Origin of the sequence: uncultured Veillonella sp., from assembly GCF_900545795.1 — a bacterium.
GTDB lineage: Bacteria > Bacillota > Negativicutes > Veillonellales > Veillonellaceae > Veillonella_A.
The window spans coordinates 1-15,836 of the sequence record NZ_URAR01000004.1; the positions used below are offsets into that span (position 1 = coordinate 1).

Below are 15,836 nucleotides of genomic sequence, written 5' to 3' on the forward strand. Positions count from 1 at the left end.
CTGCCAGCCCCTTCAATAACGATGCGTTCAAAATTTTCATCTAAATATAAGAGGCTTTCTTTTACTTTATCAAGGGCTGTAAGGGAGTACTTTGTATGATACTCTTTAGCGCTATATACGCCTACAGGCTTACCCATTAACACCACTTGCGATGATTGATTGCCGGTAGGCTTAAGCAATACAGGATTCATCTGCACTATAGGAGCCATGCCAGCTGCTTCAGCCTGCGCTACCTGAGCGCGACCAATTTCATGCCCATCTAAGGTAACATAGGAATTGAGTGCCATATTTTGAGCTTTAAATGGACTTGTCTTATAGCCTTGTTTATAAAATATGCGACACAGAGCCGTTGCCAATACACTCTTCCCCACATTGGAGCTAGTGCCTTGGAGCATAATTTTCTTTGCCATTATATACGTACCTCCTGTGATTTTATTTCTATAGTAATGCCACTAGTTGTTAAATACACTTCGTCAGCTAAATGCGCCACCTGCTGATTTACGAGCCCTGCTATATCTCTAAAATGGCGGCTCAAAGCATTATCTGGTACAATGCCTTGTCCCACTTCATTGGTAACGAAGATTAACACTTTACCAGCCTTCTTGGTTCTTTCAACAACACTTTCTATATCTATCAATAAGGACTTAGTTAATTCATCAAGCCCTTTATTATAATTAATTTCACTCTCCTTAAGCAAAGCATTGGTTACATACATAGTTAGGCAGTCGAGCAAAATAATTTGAGCTGAACTTTCCAAGATTTCATCCCAACACTCACTTAATCTAGCATGCCGTTCAAAGGTAATCCAGCCATCTCCGCGACGCATTTGATGCTTTTTAATTCGTCCCTTCATTTCCTCATCAAAGGCCTGTCCCGTAGCCACATAGGCTTTGACAACAGCTTCTGTAGTATTGATATCTTTTTCTAAATGGTTGGCTAGTCTTTCGGCAAATTCACTTTTACCACTTCGTGCACCACCAGTGCAAAGAATTATTTTTGAATTCATATAAACCTGACTTTTCTTAATCATATAGTATATTATAAAATAAAGAAGTAAAATATGTATTACTTTTACCTCTTCTTTTTTATTTATGAGGATCTATTTATGTTAAACTTAAACCTACAAATTATGGCTACCTTATGGGAAAATACATATCGCGTAGCCGTCTATAATGAAGAACAAAACTATGTAGCTACGGCTCGTGTCATCGTATCCATCCCGTTAAGTCCAGAAGAACTACCGCCTGACGCGCCCCATGTAGAGCCGCAACTACAAGTACTTATGGAAGATTGTCTCATCCATAGCGATGAATTAATAGAATTTGAAACTATTATGGCCGCCAAACTTCGCGAGAAGTTCCAATACCATATTAACACGATGTATTTCTTTTATCCTAGTCCTGAAGATACATTAAATAAATCAAATTAAATAATAAAAGCTATGTTACTGCTTATAATAGTAGTAACATAGCTTTTTACTTATAGCTCTTCTTCTACTCGAGCTAATATATAACAGCAATCAGATAGGCGATTTAAATATTTCACATTCACATCATGCACGGCCACACCACTCTCTTTAAGACGCCAAAGAGCTCGTTCGGCACGGCGCACCAAGGTTCGAGCTTGATGTAAAAACGCTGAGCTTTTATTACCACCTGGCACAATAAACTTATTTAAAGGCTCTAGTTTTAATGCATAGTGATCCACAATATCTTCTAATTGTGAAATATAGTCTTCCGTAATCATAGGCTCCTTACCAAGGCTTGACACATCTGCCATGAGTAGCCATAAATCTTTTTCAATTTTATATATATATTCTTTGCAGTCTTCATGCTTAGCAAAGGCTCTACAAGCACCTAGCAAAGCTTGTAACTCATCAATAGTGCCATACGCTTCTACATGTAAAGACGCTTTAGAAATACGTTCGCCTGTACCTAATGAAGTTAGGCCAGTATCACCAGTTTTTGTGTAAATTTTAGTCATAAAAGCACCTCGCTTATCCATACTTACACGTAATAGTAAAATATTCAAAAAATGCAGAAAGAATATAAAAACTAAGCCCAAGTCTAGCTTGGGCTTATACTTATTAAGAACGAACTGGCATGCGTGACGCAATTTGCTTTAATTGCTCAATACGAGATTCCGTGCTCGGGTGAGTACTAAATAAATTACTCATGCCACCTTTTAAATGACTTAAAGGATTAATTATAAACATATGAGATGTTGTTTCCATTTGACTATTGCCAGCAGGTAAAGCACCATATTTTGAGTAATAATCAATCTTTGCCAAAGCCGATGCCAAGGATAAAGGTTTACCACTCATCATAGCGCCACCTTCATCAGCTAAATACTCGCGAGAACGAGAAATAGCCATCTGAATTAAGGCCGCAGCAATAGGTGCCAAAATGATAGTAGCTAACATAACGATAGGATTATTGCCACCATCGCGATCATCACTGCGTCCGAAAATGGCAAACATTTGCATCATATTGGCGATCATCGTAATAACACCGGCTAAAGTAGCTGCAATGGTGCTGATTAATGTATCGCGATGCTTAATATGTGTCAACTCATGAGCGAGTACACCTTCAATTTCATCATCTGTAAGTAAATCCATAATGCCTGTAGTTACGGCTACGGCACCATGCTCAGGATTGCGCCCCGTTGCAAATGCATTTGGCACATTGGAATCAATTACATATACTTTTGGCATTGGAAGACCACCATTTTGTGCCAATCTTGCTACCATATTGTATAAGGTAGGATTATTAGACGGGTCAACAGGTTGCGCTTTATACATGCTTAAAACTATTTTATCACTGTTCCAATAACTAATTATATTCATAGCCATGGAAATAACAAACATTGTAAGCAGCCCTGTACGGCCAGCTACAAGCTGACCAATGACCATTAACAAACCTGTCATCAAAGCCAATAAAACAGCTGTTTTTACATTATTCATTTCAGTTCTTTCCTCTTTCTTAAGAAACGACTCTATCAATAAACCATGAAATTTTTGGGCCTATCATGGTCGGAACGACAAGATTTGAACTTGCGACCTCTACCACCCCAAGGTAGCGCTCTACCAAGCTGAGCTACGCCCCGTTGTACACAAGTCACTAAATAAAGATAAATGATTTCGAGATGCTATACCCCGAAATCATTTTATATATCTATATATTTAATTATATCGTAATTAAGAAAGTTTTGCAATTTATATATACTTTGCACCTTCTGTATCAGCTTTAAGTACATAGGATTTACATCCAATTTGAGCCTCTTCAAAAACGGCCTTCATAGCCTCCGCTACTTCGTGAGCTACAGATTTTGGTGCATACGCAATTAATGTAGATCCAGAACCGCTAATCGTTGCCCCATACGCGCCTTTTTCTAATGCTGCAGCAAATACATCATCACAATGAGGAATTAAAGTCTTGCGATATGGCACATGCAAGTAATCTTCTAGGGCCACTTTTAAATACTCCAACTTATGCTGTAACAAAGCGGTGACAAATAAAGTGGCATGACTTACATTAATCGTTGCCTCATGATGATCTATTATTTTTGGCAGTACGCTACGCGCATATTCCGTCGCTACCGTCACATCAGGTACAACTACAGCAAATACTAATTCTTCCGGCAAAGGTATAGTCGTATGCAATAAGCCTGTATCATGATTTACAGCACATACTAAATTGCCTAAAATAGCAGGTGCCACATTATCAGGATGGCCTTCAATTTCATTAGCTAATACGAGCAAAGCTTCAGCCTTTAAAGGCTCTTGTAACATCCTATTAGCTAATAATAGACCAGCTACAATAGCTGTTGAACTACTACCCAGACCACGAGAGGGCGGTATATCTGAATGACTCTCTACATGACCATATTTAGGCACTACCTTAGCAGCCTTAAAAACATAGTCCATGGCTTTTCCCACCAAATTTTGACTCTGATCTTCTTTTTCTAGTAAATCAGCATCAAAACCTGAGAAGGAATACGTATTTTCCTTAGCCTCTTCATCATAAGTAAAAGTAAATGTATTATATAATTCTAATGCTAGGCCCAAAGAGTCAAAACCAGGACCACAATTAGCACTAGTGGCAGGGACTTGAACTACTATTTTCTCCATTGTCCCTCCTATTCCGCCATGATGCGGATAACACTACCAATCTCACGAACAACGCGTAAATTTTTAAACGCATTAATAACATTCATAATATAAGCCTGTGGGCACACTGATGTAACAATCGCTAAAGTAGCCGCTTTTTCACTTTCATTACGCTGGATAACCGATTGTACAGAAATACGTTGCTCCGCTAATTTAGACGCAACTTTAGCTAATACACCTGTGTTATTAGCTACTAATAGACGAATATAATAGGATGATTCTATTTTGCCTGGTGCATATAAATTCTTGTCCGCATAGTAATACGAAATTAATTGCCCGGTTTGGTTTGTCACCACATTTTTAGCAATTTCCATAATATCGCTAACTACTGAGCTACCAGTAGGTAAACTACCTGCCCCACGACCATAGAACATAGCATCATCAATGCCATTACCTTTGACATAGAGCGCATTATAAGAACCGCGCACGGAAGCGAGCGGATGATGGCTATCAATAAAGGCAGGATGAACATTTAAGGATATGCCCTTCTTAGTTTCTTTCGCAATACCTAAAAGTTTAATAGTATAGCCAAATTCCTTACCAAAGGCAATGTCAGTAGCATCAATGCTGGTAATCCCTTCGCAATTTACATCGTCAAAAAATAATTTACGATTAAAGGCGATAGAGGATAAAATAGCAAGCTTACGCGCTGCATCATAACCTTCCACATCGGAAGTAGGATCGGCCTCCGCAAACCCCAACGCTTGTGCTTCCTTTAATACTTCCTCATAGCCGGCGCCTTTTTCTGTCATATTAGAGAGAATAAAATTCGTCGTCCCATTTAAAATACCAATGAGCTCGGTAATTTTATTGCCCCCTAATGATTCATACAAAGTACGAATAATAGGAATGCCCCCTAGAACACTAGCCTCATAGCGCAAATCTACATTGTTTTTACTAGCTAAATCGAGCAAATATGGCCCTTGATCAGCTAATAAATCCTTATTGGCTGTGGCTACATTCTTACCTGCTGCAAGGCATTGCTCCACACATTGAGCCGCAAAATCAGTGCCCCCCATGACTTCCACTACAATTTGAATCGACTCATCGTTAAGAATCTCCTGAAAGTCTGTAGTAAAACTAGTCTCATTGGCTAATTCATACTCTTTATATTTATCTACATTGCGCACAAAAATGCGCTTCACCTTTATAGCGACTCCCGAACGATTGGCAATGAGCTCTTGGTTCTTCGTCAAAAGCTCATATGTGCCTTGCCCTACTGTTCCGAAGCCCAATAAAGCTACATTAACTTGATCCATCATGTTCCCCCGTTTTTGAAAATCTCTCTTCATGCTCTACTGCATATGGTCATTATAAATAATTATGCTTGACCTAAAATCTCAACTTTTAAAATACCGCGAATAGAGCGAATACTATCTAATACATCTTCTAAAGAGCAAGATAGGTCCTTTGTTTCAAAAGCAATGGTTACATTGGCAATACCTTGAAGAGGAATATCTTGATTAATAGTTAAGATACTGCCATTGCTTTCTGCAATAGCTTTTAAAATATTGGATAGCATACCAGACTCATTTGACATAGAGATAGTAATAGATACAATCTTGCCTTGAGCAATTTCATAGAACGGGAATACATAATCTTTGTATTTATAATATGCAGAACGACTTAAATCCATGCGCTCAACAGCTTCATTAATAGTTTTTGCTTCCCCTAATTTTAAAATCTCTTTTACTTTAATTGTCTTTTTAATCGCTTCAGGAAGAATATCTTCTTGTACCAAATAAAATTTGTCTTTCTTTAGTTTAGCCAATTTGTTTGCCTCCTTAATCTTCTTTATGTTCGTCAATTTCGCCAGCTAAAAAGCGATGACCATAAAGGGTAAATACAGAATACATGCCAATAAAAAATGGCACATACTCTGCCACGATTCGCCAGCCCACTGCAACAAGGCCTACTGTGCCAGCAGGTAAGAAATCTGTGAATAGATAAATAAATAAACCTTCGGCAACACCTGTGCCACCTGGTGTAGGCGCAAAATACAAAATTAAATTTAATAAAATCATGCGATTGAGGATATCCACAATCGGTATATTAATAGTAAAGGCCCACATAAGTGCAGGCGCAATACCATATAAAAACAATAAACTTAAACCAGATTCAATAAATACAATGAGTGATTGAAATGGTTTCGCATATAATAAGCCCAATCCTTCATTTAATTCTGTAAGCTTAGATAACCAAGCCTTAGGATCGCCTTTCTTTAACCGCGTTGCGCCTAATAAAACAAGGCGCTTCATATAACGCGTACGCAGTACATACAGCCCTATAATGGTACAAAGAACCATCAGTAAGGACAATTGAAGCAAAGTTTCATTTGAAATATATGGAATTGTTATGGAACCATGTAAGAAAATAATAGGCAACATAACAATTAAAAAGAAAATGGAAAACACAGTGCGCACTAATACGATGGGCGCCCCCTTAATAATGGGAACACCATAACTTTTCAAAATAAGCATTTGCGCTATAGCTCCACCGCTAGCACCAGGGGTTAACATGGCCATAAAATAATTGCCAAAAATAACCCTCAAAATAGCTTTTATAGATAAACTATAGCCCCCCATTTTGACTAAACGCTGTAAACGCTTCCCATCAAAATACATTCCTAGTGACAAAGCCAACGCAGCCAATAATAGAGATGATGCATTAAATGTATTAAGCGTCCGCAAGGATTCCATATCTATAGTGAAATAAATTGTTAGCCCAGAAATAAGCAATAACAAAGTGGCTAGTAAAAGCCCACGTTTTATTAGCTTACTCATTCACACTCTCCATAATTGAGGAGTCGAATTTCATGAGCTCTTATAAACTCTTTTACAACTGGCGAACACATGGAATACAATTCACTTTCCCAATGATAGCCCCAATTAAACTCTTTTTCTAGAACCGAGTCCTTGGCACCTGGATGGGTCATAATCTCATGGCTCCCACGCGTTTTTGCCACACGCCCTAATATTTCTAGAAGGCGTTCTTCATTTAAGTGACCACCACTCATCATGCCCCAGAAATAACGAGGTGACCAAATGCCATGACGACTTGTGAAGGTGTACGCATGATCTGCCACTTCAGCAAGCCCTACTTTACCAGCAAAACGCCCCCATTGGGTAATACCATTGCGGAAAAATTTATCTTCTGCGGGAATGCGCATTTTTTTAATGCCGTATTTTTTTAATAAAGTCACCATAATCGGCGTGATTTGTGGCAATACATGAAGATGTTGATGACCATCTACATGGGTAATGTTCAAACCACTGGACATGATTTTTTCAAATTGTAAATTTAATTCATGATATACTTCTTGGAAATTAATTTGCCCTGTAGCTGCCTTTTTCAAAAAAGCTGGATAGGACTCTACAAACTTGCCATTTTCCAATAAAGAAGGTACCTTATGAGGTTCACTAAGTGGCGGTAATCCCCCTACTAGGGCCGTGTGAATACCTATTCCTAGTTCAGGCAAATTCTTGGCAGCTGCTACAGCGCCATCAAAATCATAGCCATTGGCAAGCAAAGAAGTGCTAGTAATAATCCCTTCCTTATGACCATGAACAATGCCTTTATTTACTTCTTCATGGAGACCAAAGTCATCTGCATTAACTATTAATCGAATCATAATTTTTCTCTTTTCTGTTTACGCTCACACTTTGAAGTTATATTTAATTGTAACATATGTCTACTCACAGTGTATAGGCTTTTTTATCTATTTTTATTGATTTGAGCCCATACTTCTTTTTCTATCCGTTTAACCGGTTTTTCTAATACTTTACCAGCTTGTACAAGATCTTCATACTCTAAGGTGCTATTCACACATTCACCACCATAATAAGCTGATTTAATGTGAATTACATGACCTTGGTAGTTTACTTCTTCAAACTTGCGCTCTAACACAGAACGCTGTACTGGAAAATAACGAAAACCGATGGTAGTTGTGTTTTTAAAAATATAGGCCTCTACGCGTTCAAAAGCCGCCCCACTGCAAAGCACTGAAAGCTTTATAGCAGGACGCCCTTTTTTCATAATAATTGGCGTAAGCCATGCATCGAGAGCACCACATTCTAAAATAGCTTCTAAAATGTAAGAATAATGCTCAGGATTCATATTATCAATATTAGCTTCAATTTGAACTATTGTATCTTTAGACACTGTTTGAAAGTCTAAACTATGTGAAAATAATTTGTCTCTTCCCTCTTGTTTTACAGTTTTGTCCTGTATATCCAAACGTTTCACCCCTATCGCTGACTATTAATCATATGAGCCAAACGACCAGCACCAAAACCATTGTCAATATTCACTACACCGACGCCGGCGGCACAGGAATTTAACATACTTAATAATGCTGCTAACCCTTGAAAGCTTGCACCATAGCCTACGGACGTCGGTACTGCCACCACTGGTTTATTTACTAAACCACCAACTACACTAGCTAAGGCTCCTTCCATACCAGCAATTACAATAACTACATTAGCTGATTGAATCTCTTCTAAACGATCAAATAAACGGTGAATCCCCGCCACACCTACATCATAGATGCGACTTACTGTATTGCCCATCAACTCTGCTGTTAAGGCTGCTTCTTCAGCTACTGGCACATCACTAGTACCAGCTGTTATAACGGCTATAGTACGATCTCCATTTTTTAAAGACCACTCTTCTTTAGAATAAATAATGCGACTGACTTCATCGTATTCTAAGCTAGGTATAGAAGATTTCAACGCATCATAAATACTTTTGCGCGCTCTTGTGCCCATAAAAAGGCTATAATGAGCCGCTAATTCTTTAAAAATAGCAATGCATTGCTCATCAGTTTTGCCTTCACAGTAGACTACTTCTGGAAAGCCTTGCCGTTTAGCTCGATCTAAATCAAGAACCGCCTCATTATACTTCATTTTTGTCACACTCTCTTATTGCATAGAAACACAAAGCAGCTGCTACGCTTAAATTCAAAGATTCAATGGGACCATACATGGGAATGGTAATTTTTTTGTCTGCTAAAGCCATCCATTGGGGGCTAATACCGCGCCCCTCATTGCCTAACATAAGAACTGCCGGCATTGCATAGGACGTATTATAAATAGAGCTAGCCTCTTCTAAGGCTGTTCCGTAAATAGTCACACCTAGACTAGCTTTCAACTCCTCTACTTGGTCAATTGCAATCGATTCAAAGATAGGAATCTTAGTAATGGCGCTCATAGTGCTGCGAACTGTTTTCTCATTATAAGGATCTACACTGCCTTTTGTCAAAAAGATAGCCTTAACACCAGCAGCCACTGCCGTTCGGATGATTGTGCCCAAGTTGCCCGGGTCTTGCACTTCATCAAGCACTACATATATGGGAGCTAAAGAGACTCCCTTATGTAGTGCTTCTCTTTCGGAAGCTAAAAATGCATTAAAATCTAGGGGTGATTTTTTAACTATAGCAATAATCCCCTGCCCGTGAACTGTATTTTCAACGAGATGAAATAAATCCGACTTCACTTCATACACGGCAATGCCTAATGTAGCAGCTGTTTCAGCCACTGCTTGCACCTCTGGAGAAGCAATTTCATTGATAAAAATCTGACTCACTAGCCCCGTTGATATCATATCATTCACCGCGCGAAGGCCTTCAGCCAAGTAAGAGGCGTGAATTGTGCGATATTTCTTCTTTTGTAATGATTGCGCTAGTTTAAGCATGCGACTCTCTTTTGAAGTAATTCGTTCCATCTTGTCACCTCCTTGACTGACACACACCTGAGCAATAAAGATAAAGCTTATTATATCATAAGCAAAGTTTTATTGTTGGACTAAAATCTAATTAAATTATAAACGCTCCCAATTATTCCGTACAGATGTAAATAAAGCGCTTTTTACAAAATAAACCACCTATATAGTCTTGGCTGACCAAAGCTTATGGAATTCGCCATTTTGATGGATTAACTCATTATAATTGCCACGCTCTACAATGCGACCTTTTTGTATTAAATAAATCATATTAGCTGAGCGAATAGTAGATAATCTATGGGCAATACTAATAATAGTCTTTTCACCGCGAATAGATTCGATGGACTCTTGAATTAACCCTTCCGTATGACTATCTATATGCGCTGTCGCTTCATCAAAAATCAATACCTGTCTATCCCTTACTAATACACGAGCCATAGCTAACAATTGCTTTTGACCTGTAGAAAGCAAGGAGCCTAAATAGCCTACTGGCGTATCATAACCTTGAGGCAATCGCTCTATCATGGCGTGAAGATGAGCCTTTTGGGCCGCTTCTATTAATGCCTGTTCACTTACCTCGTCATCGTAGAGAGATAAGTTCTCCCGAATAGTCCCTTTAAATAAATGGCTGTCTTGGAACACATAACCCATCACTTCTCGCAAAACAGCAGGTGCATATTGTGTAGTATCATATCCATTGATTCGGATAGTCCCCTTAGTTGGCGTGTAAAATCCCATGAGTAAAGACATGAGCGTCGATTTACCGCCCCCTGAAGGCCCTACAATACCAACAAATTGTCCCCCTTCAATAGTTAAATTAATATCTTCTAATGCATAAGACTCTGAATTATCATAGGAAAACCACACCTGGTCAAATTCAATCGTCTTAATGACTTTTAGCTCTTCTGGTATTACAACAGCCTCAATATCTGTATCAGCCACTTCATTAATAATAGGAACTAGTCGTTCAGCGCCTGCTAACGCACTTTGCAAATTGCTATATTTTTCTGAAATCTCTTTTATAGGAGTGAATAATTTATTCATATATTGCAAGAAGGCAAACACAGTCCCTGCTTCTATGACAGTATCAAACCAATTAGTGAAACTAAAAATAGCAATCATAATTACAAATACTAAAGCATCCACAATCGGTCTAAAAATAGCAAAGGTTTTCACTTCAAATAAACCAGCCTCTAAAAACTCCTTGCTAATCTTATCATATTGTTTAGCCATAATGCGCTCGCCTACATAAGCTTTTATAATGACTATAAAATTGAGCATCTCTTGCACCGATGTATTGGAAGCAGCTAATTTAGTGCGAACACCGCGAAAGGCTTGACGTGCATAGATTTGGTACACATAAATAAGCACGCCCATAAGAGGAATTAAAAAGGTCACCATAATAGCCAATTTTACATTCAGCATATACATAGATATTAAAATACCTATAATCATAAGCACACTGCTACCTAATTTTAACACTACATCAGTATATAAGGTGCGCAATGATTCCGTGTCATTCGTTACGCGAGTCACTAAATTGCCAATGGGAAGTTCACTAAAATGAGCTGGTGTACGAGCAATAATCTTGGCAAATACAGTATTTCGTATTTCAAAAATAATGTTCTGACCAAATTTCTGCAACATAAAACTGTGGATGAACATGGCAAATATGCTAATCAATATGGTGCCAAAGTAAAGACCTGCATATTGAATAATAAGACCTAAGCTCTTAGCCGAAAAAGCTGTATCAATAACAGTTTTAATAATCCAAGGACGAAGTAAATCAAGGCCTAAGGCTAATAGTAAAAAGCTAGCTGCCACCAGTAATAAGACTAAGTGTGGCTTTATATATTCACCTAAACGTTGCAACATTAAAATGTCCTTACTCTGTGTTAAGGCTACTTCTTCTTGCACTTTATATGTACTACTATGCTGCTTACTCAAGACCTTCACCTCCTTCGATTTGCTTAGCATATAATCTGTAATATTCGCCCTTATTAGCCAATAAAGCTTCATGAGTTCCCGACTCTACAATGGAGCCCTCTTTAAACACAATGATGCGATCAGCATCGCGCAAAGCTTCTAAGCGTTGCGATATGAAGAGCAAGGTCTGTTTGCGCCCTGACCTTAGGGTACTAATGATAGTGGAGGCGCTAAACGCATCTAAAGCTGAAAAACTATCGTCTAATAATAAATACGGCGCATTTTTATAGAGTCCACGAGCAATGTTAACACGTTGCTTTTGACCACCAGATAAATCAGTGCCCCCTTCTTTAAGGCGCTTGCTGGCCGGTTGAAGACGCTCATTTAAATCTCGTGTCAAAGCAGCGCGCTCAGCTGCTGCTTGAAGTGTTAGATTATGCTCTGAAGCCTCACCAAAGGCAATATTCTCCCCTATAGTGGTCCCCAGCAGATAACTTTCTGGTGGCACATAGGCAATGGAGCGACGCACCACTTCTAAAGGAAGGTGGGATATATCCTCATCATTAATGTAAATGGATTGACTGGGAATTTCCTCTAAGCGTAATAACAATTTAAATAAAGTAGATTTCCCAGAGCCTGGTCCGCCAACGATACCAATAAATTCGCCGGGTTTTACAGTCAAATTTACATCCTTTAAAATTGGTTCCTTCGTATCTTCATAAGTAAAATGTAAACCTTCAATGCGAATATCACTTAAAGGTAACATGCGATTATCCTCCCCTACAGCTTCTTCGGGAAGCATGAGGAAGTCATAGATTCTATCTAAAGAAGCCAAACCTTTTTGTAAAACAGAAGCCAACGAACCTATGCCCATAATTGGCCCAATAATGAGCAATAAATAGCCATTAATAGCTACAAAATCCCCCACTGTAAGTTCATTTCGCAAAATCAAAGTGCCACATACATAGATGGCGATGGCATAACAAAAAAATGGTGCAATATAAGTTAGAGGCGCTAGTATAGAGTCCAATAGAGCCACTTTCATATTTTTGGAGTAATTGGTTTTATTAATTTCCATAAAGCGATGTAAGCTTCGCACTTCACGGTTAAAAGCTCTAATAATAGGCATACCTAAAAAAAGCTCTTGCGCAAATTCAGTTAAATCACTATATGTATTTTGCGCTTCTCGCTGTTTAGCGCGCATGCGACGACTAACAAATAACATGGCCACCATAACAAAAGGCATAGGAGATAAAATAGTAGCCGCCAATGATAAACTAATAGAATTAGATACTAAAATAAAGGCACAGATGCCAAAGAAAATGGCATCCACTAAGATCATCACACCTAACCCTAACGAAACGCGCAAAGATGTAACATCATTGGTCATTAAGGCCATAACCTTACCTGGACCATTCTTTTCATAATACCCCGTCTTTATGTATAGGGCATGGTCAAATAATCTCCGGCGCAATAAGAATTCAAAACGCCGTATAGACCCTAATAGTAAATGGCGCGAAGCAAATTTTAAAATGGTCACCACTATGCCCAACACAAAAAAGTACCCTATATAGGTAGTTAGTCCTTCTCTACCATAATATAAGGTGCTAATTGCTTCACCAGTTAATTTTGGTACATATAAAAATAAAATATCGATGATAATCATCAATAAAACCCCCAGTAAATACACAGGCCCATAGCCTCTGAAAAACTGGGAGAAAATACGCAACTTTTTCATAGTTACTCCTAATATAAAAGATACCCATAAATTAAATAGGCATATACTTATATGCAATGGTATACATCGTCTTAAACTATAAATTATATGAGAAAATCAGTACAATCTGTATTAATCGAAAATTGACGATTTATTATACTATTTTATCATAAAGCCCTTAAAAGTAAAAATTAGTAAATATCGAATTTTTTTAATTTACTGTTTTACTATTATCCTTCAACATGCTATACTTGTTTATGTAAGAGAGAAATCTCATCCAATCTTTTTGTATTCAATCAATCATTCATTAGGAGGTTAATGAAATGGAAAAACGTACTGGTGTGATTACATTTTTAAATAATCCAATGACTCTTGTTGGTAAAGAAGTTAAAGTTGGCGAACAAGCTCCTGACTTTACTCTATTAGATAATGATTTACAAGCAAAAACTTTAAAAGATTACGAAGGTAAAGTAAAAATTATTTCCGTAGTACCTTCCCTTGATACTGGCGTTTGTGATGCACAAACTCGTCGTTTCAATGTAGAAGCAGCTAAACTTTCTGACGATGTAGTGATTTTAACTGTGTCCATGGACCTTCCATTCGCGCAAAAACGTTGGTGCGGTGCAGCTGGCATTGACAAAGTGGTTACACTTTCCGACCACAAAGAAGCAAGCTTCGGTACTAACTATGGTTTCTTAATCGAAGAACTTCGCCTTTTAACTCGCGGTATCGTAGTTATCGGCAAAGACAATAAAGTAGCTCATGTAGAATATGTTCCTGAAGTAACTCATGAAGTTAACTTCGACGCTGCTTTAGAAGCTGCTAAAAAATTAGCATAAGCTAATACATAATAATAGTTACACTAAACTGAATAATCACAGTTAAAGAAAGGCTGTAACGTCTAGGACTCATCCTATGGCGTTACAGCCTTTTTGCATTACTTATTCACACAATTTATTTCATAAAAATTTGACTATGTTTCATCACTTCATGACGTAAATGCTCTTCATCAATAGTCAATAGCTCGCGATCTTTCATAAGCACTTTGCCAGCTACGATAGTTGTTACAGCATCAGAGGAATTCGCTGCATATACTAGAGAAGCTACATCATTATAGCGCGGTAGCCAATGCATGCCAGTTACATCATATAGAACGATATCTGCCCGATAGCCTTCTTTAATTAAACCTAAATCATTATAATCTAATACCTTAGCACCTTCCACAGTACCTAAAGCTAAAGCTGTATGAGCAGGAATTACCTTAGGATCATAATGAGTAGCCTTGTGAAGCATAGCAGCTAAACGCACCTCTTCTAACATATCAGCATTATTATTGCTAGCTGAGCCATCAGTGCCAAGGCCTACTGTAATTCCATGTTCTAATAAAGCTGGTAAATTAGCAATCCCGCTGGCTAATTTTAAATTAGACTGCGGATTATGAGCTACTCGTACATCTTTTTCTTTCATGATAATCATGTCATTATCAGTCAAATGCACACCATGGGCCGCTACACAACCTGTATCAAATACACCTAAATCATTGAAGTGAGCAATTGGTGTTTTACCTGTATTCTTAATCACTTCATCGACTTCAGTTTTAGTTTCGCATAAATGCACATGAATCTGCGCGCCGAGCTCATGAGCTAAATTCATTACCTTTTTCATGTACTCATCTGGGCAAGTATATGGCGCATGAGGTCCTAACATAACTTTAATGCGATGATCTTCAAAACCATGCCAAGTATTATACAAATGACGACTCTCATCTAAAGCCGCAGCAGCTGTTGGGGCTACCCCTGCCATGCCACGAGATAATACAGCGCGAATCCCCGTTTCTTTTACAACATTAGCAGTATCATCCATGAAAAAGTACATATCATTAAAACATGTCGTACCAGAACGCAACATTTCGGCAATCCCTAATTGAGTGCCAATTGTTACGAGTTCATCGGTTAATTTAGCTTCTGCCGGCCAAATCGCATTGGATAACCAATCCATAAGCTCCAAATCATCAGCATAATTTCTAAATAAACCCATGGCAATATGAGTATGCGTATTTACAAAGCCTGGTGCAGCAATTTTGCCAGTACCATCTAAAACATACTCCGCCTCTTTTACGGCTTCATCAATTAGCTTTTTCCCCGCTTCTGTACTTGCCTCTTCAGTGCTAATAATGCGCTTAATATATCCATTATCTAATAATAAAGTGGCATCTTTAATCATAACACTATCAGCGCCTAGATACTCACCTGTAATACAATCAATGTGGCGAATGACAACTTGATCCATTGGCCAGCTCCCTTCTAT

Annotated in this window: 16 protein-coding genes, 1 tRNA gene and 1 pseudogene; 2 read left to right on the forward strand and 16 right to left on the reverse strand. The window is 38.3% G+C overall.

Annotated elements, in window-relative coordinates; genetic code table 11:
* Positions 1-410 (reverse strand): annotated as a pseudogene (locus QZR90_RS02940) (cobyric acid synthase CobQ); the annotation flags it as partial.
* Complete coding sequence (gene cobU / locus QZR90_RS02945) at positions 410-1,006, reverse strand: bifunctional adenosylcobinamide kinase/adenosylcobinamide-phosphate guanylyltransferase (RefSeq protein WP_295788590.1); 597 nt, start codon at positions 1,004-1,006, stop codon at positions 410-412. The pseudogene QZR90_RS02940 and the gene cobU, both read right to left, overlap by 1 nt.
* 99 nt (positions 1,007-1,105) lie before the next feature.
* Here cobU and QZR90_RS02950 point away from each other — a divergent pair, with 99 nt between their 5' ends.
* A complete protein-coding gene (locus QZR90_RS02950; protein ID WP_295788592.1) occupies positions 1,106-1,429 on the forward strand; it encodes a hypothetical protein in 324 nt (107 codons plus the stop codon).
* Between the two features lie 50 nt (positions 1,430-1,479).
* Here QZR90_RS02950 and QZR90_RS02955 read toward each other — a convergent pair whose 3' ends face one another.
* From QZR90_RS02955 to QZR90_RS03015, 13 genes are all read right to left on the reverse strand, one after another.
* Positions 1,480-1,983 (reverse strand): cob(I)yrinic acid a,c-diamide adenosyltransferase, encoded by a 504-nt coding sequence (locus QZR90_RS02955; protein WP_295788593.1) that lies wholly within the window; start codon positions 1,981-1,983, stop codon positions 1,480-1,482.
* 103 nt (positions 1,984-2,086) lie between these two features.
* Positions 2,087-2,962: a zinc metalloprotease HtpX gene (gene htpX, locus QZR90_RS02960; protein WP_295788596.1), complete on the reverse strand. Its 876-nt coding sequence runs from the start codon at positions 2,960-2,962 to the stop codon at positions 2,087-2,089.
* 66 nt (positions 2,963-3,028) lie between these two features.
* Positions 3,029-3,105 (reverse strand) — tRNA-Pro (locus QZR90_RS02965).
* Between the two features lie 109 nt (positions 3,106-3,214).
* Positions 3,215-4,129, reverse strand: coding sequence for a homoserine kinase (thrB, locus tag QZR90_RS02970; protein WP_295788598.1), 915 nt, complete (start codon positions 4,127-4,129; stop codon positions 3,215-3,217).
* Between the two features lie 8 nt (positions 4,130-4,137).
* Positions 4,138-5,427, reverse strand: coding sequence for a homoserine dehydrogenase (locus QZR90_RS02975; RefSeq protein WP_307984885.1), 1,290 nt, complete (start codon positions 5,425-5,427; stop codon positions 4,138-4,140).
* A gap of 62 nt (positions 5,428-5,489) precedes the next feature.
* A complete protein-coding gene (locus QZR90_RS02980; RefSeq protein ID WP_295788601.1) occupies positions 5,490-5,939 on the reverse strand; it encodes an ACT domain-containing protein in 450 nt (149 codons plus the stop codon).
* Positions 5,940-5,952: 13 nt separating this feature from the next.
* Positions 5,953-6,951, reverse strand: a complete 999-nt coding sequence (locus QZR90_RS02985; protein WP_295788603.1) for a lysylphosphatidylglycerol synthase transmembrane domain-containing protein — start codon at positions 6,949-6,951, stop codon at positions 5,953-5,955.
* A complete protein-coding gene (locus QZR90_RS02990; RefSeq protein ID WP_295788605.1) occupies positions 6,948-7,799 on the reverse strand; it encodes a ChbG/HpnK family deacetylase in 852 nt (283 codons plus the stop codon). Before QZR90_RS02990 ends, QZR90_RS02985 begins: the two co-directional genes overlap by 4 nt.
* A gap of 83 nt (positions 7,800-7,882) precedes the next feature.
* Complete coding sequence (larC, locus tag QZR90_RS02995) at positions 7,883-8,404, reverse strand: nickel insertion protein (protein ID WP_295788607.1); 522 nt, start codon at positions 8,402-8,404, stop codon at positions 7,883-7,885.
* A gap of 11 nt (positions 8,405-8,415) precedes the next feature.
* Positions 8,416-9,072, reverse strand: a complete 657-nt coding sequence (gene larB, locus QZR90_RS03000; protein WP_295788609.1) for a nickel pincer cofactor biosynthesis protein LarB — start codon at positions 9,070-9,072, stop codon at positions 8,416-8,418.
* Positions 9,062-9,889 (reverse strand): RNA methyltransferase, encoded by an 828-nt coding sequence (locus tag QZR90_RS03005; RefSeq protein WP_295788629.1) that lies wholly within the window; start codon positions 9,887-9,889, stop codon positions 9,062-9,064. Before QZR90_RS03005 ends, larB begins: the two co-directional genes overlap by 11 nt.
* Positions 9,890-10,048: 159 nt before the next feature.
* Complete coding sequence (locus tag QZR90_RS03010; protein WP_295788631.1) at positions 10,049-11,833, reverse strand: ABC transporter ATP-binding protein; 1,785 nt, start codon at positions 11,831-11,833, stop codon at positions 10,049-10,051.
* A complete protein-coding gene (locus QZR90_RS03015; protein ID WP_295788633.1) occupies positions 11,826-13,550 on the reverse strand; it encodes an ABC transporter ATP-binding protein in 1,725 nt (574 codons plus the stop codon). The genes QZR90_RS03010 and QZR90_RS03015 overlap by 8 nt, the downstream gene beginning before the upstream one ends.
* A 302-nt stretch (positions 13,551-13,852) precedes the next feature.
* Here QZR90_RS03015 and tpx point away from each other — a divergent pair, with 302 nt between their 5' ends.
* Positions 13,853-14,368 carry a thiol peroxidase gene (gene tpx / locus QZR90_RS03020; protein WP_295788634.1) on the forward strand — a complete coding sequence of 172 codons (516 nt, stop codon included), beginning with the start codon at positions 13,853-13,855 and terminating at the stop codon, positions 14,366-14,368.
* Between the two features lie 115 nt (positions 14,369-14,483).
* On the opposite strand, the gene QZR90_RS03025 is transcribed toward tpx, so the two are convergent.
* Positions 14,484-15,818 (reverse strand): amidohydrolase, encoded by a 1,335-nt coding sequence (locus QZR90_RS03025; protein ID WP_295788637.1) that lies wholly within the window; start codon positions 15,816-15,818, stop codon positions 14,484-14,486.
* Positions 15,819-15,836: the final 18 nt, after the last annotated feature.

Excerpts from the sequence above, each read along its gene's own strand:
- cobU (WP_295788590.1), bottom strand. The coding sequence starts at position 1,006 with ATGAATTCAAAAATAATTCTTTGCACTGGTGGTGCACGAAGTGGTAAA.
- QZR90_RS02950 (WP_295788592.1), top strand. The coding sequence starts at position 1,106 with ATGTTAAACTTAAACCTACAAATTATGGCTACCTTATGGGAAAATACA.
- QZR90_RS02955 (WP_295788593.1), bottom strand. The coding sequence starts at position 1,983 with ATGACTAAAATTTACACAAAAACTGGTGATACTGGCCTAACTTCATTA.
- htpX (WP_295788596.1), bottom strand. The coding sequence starts at position 2,962 with ATGAATAATGTAAAAACAGCTGTTTTATTGGCTTTGATGACAGGTTTG.
- thrB (WP_295788598.1), bottom strand. The coding sequence starts at position 4,129 with ATGGAGAAAATAGTAGTTCAAGTCCCTGCCACTAGTGCTAATTGTGGT.
- QZR90_RS02975 (WP_307984885.1), bottom strand. The coding sequence starts at position 5,427 with ATGGATCAAGTTAATGTAGCTTTATTGGGCTTCGGAACAGTAGGGCAA.
- QZR90_RS02985 (WP_295788603.1), bottom strand. The coding sequence starts at position 6,951 with ATGAGTAAGCTAATAAAACGTGGGCTTTTACTAGCCACTTTGTTATTG.
- QZR90_RS02990 (WP_295788605.1), bottom strand. The coding sequence starts at position 7,799 with ATGATTCGATTAATAGTTAATGCAGATGACTTTGGTCTCCATGAAGAA.
- larB (WP_295788609.1), bottom strand. The coding sequence starts at position 9,072 with ATGAAGTATAATGAGGCGGTTCTTGATTTAGATCGAGCTAAACGGCAA.
- QZR90_RS03005 (WP_295788629.1), bottom strand. The coding sequence starts at position 9,889 with ATGGAACGAATTACTTCAAAAGAGAGTCGCATGCTTAAACTAGCGCAA.
- QZR90_RS03015 (WP_295788633.1), bottom strand. The coding sequence starts at position 13,550 with ATGAAAAAGTTGCGTATTTTCTCCCAGTTTTTCAGAGGCTATGGGCCT.
- tpx (WP_295788634.1), top strand. The coding sequence starts at position 13,853 with ATGGAAAAACGTACTGGTGTGATTACATTTTTAAATAATCCAATGACT.
- QZR90_RS03025 (WP_295788637.1), bottom strand. The coding sequence starts at position 15,818 with ATGGATCAAGTTGTCATTCGCCACATTGATTGTATTACAGGTGAGTAT.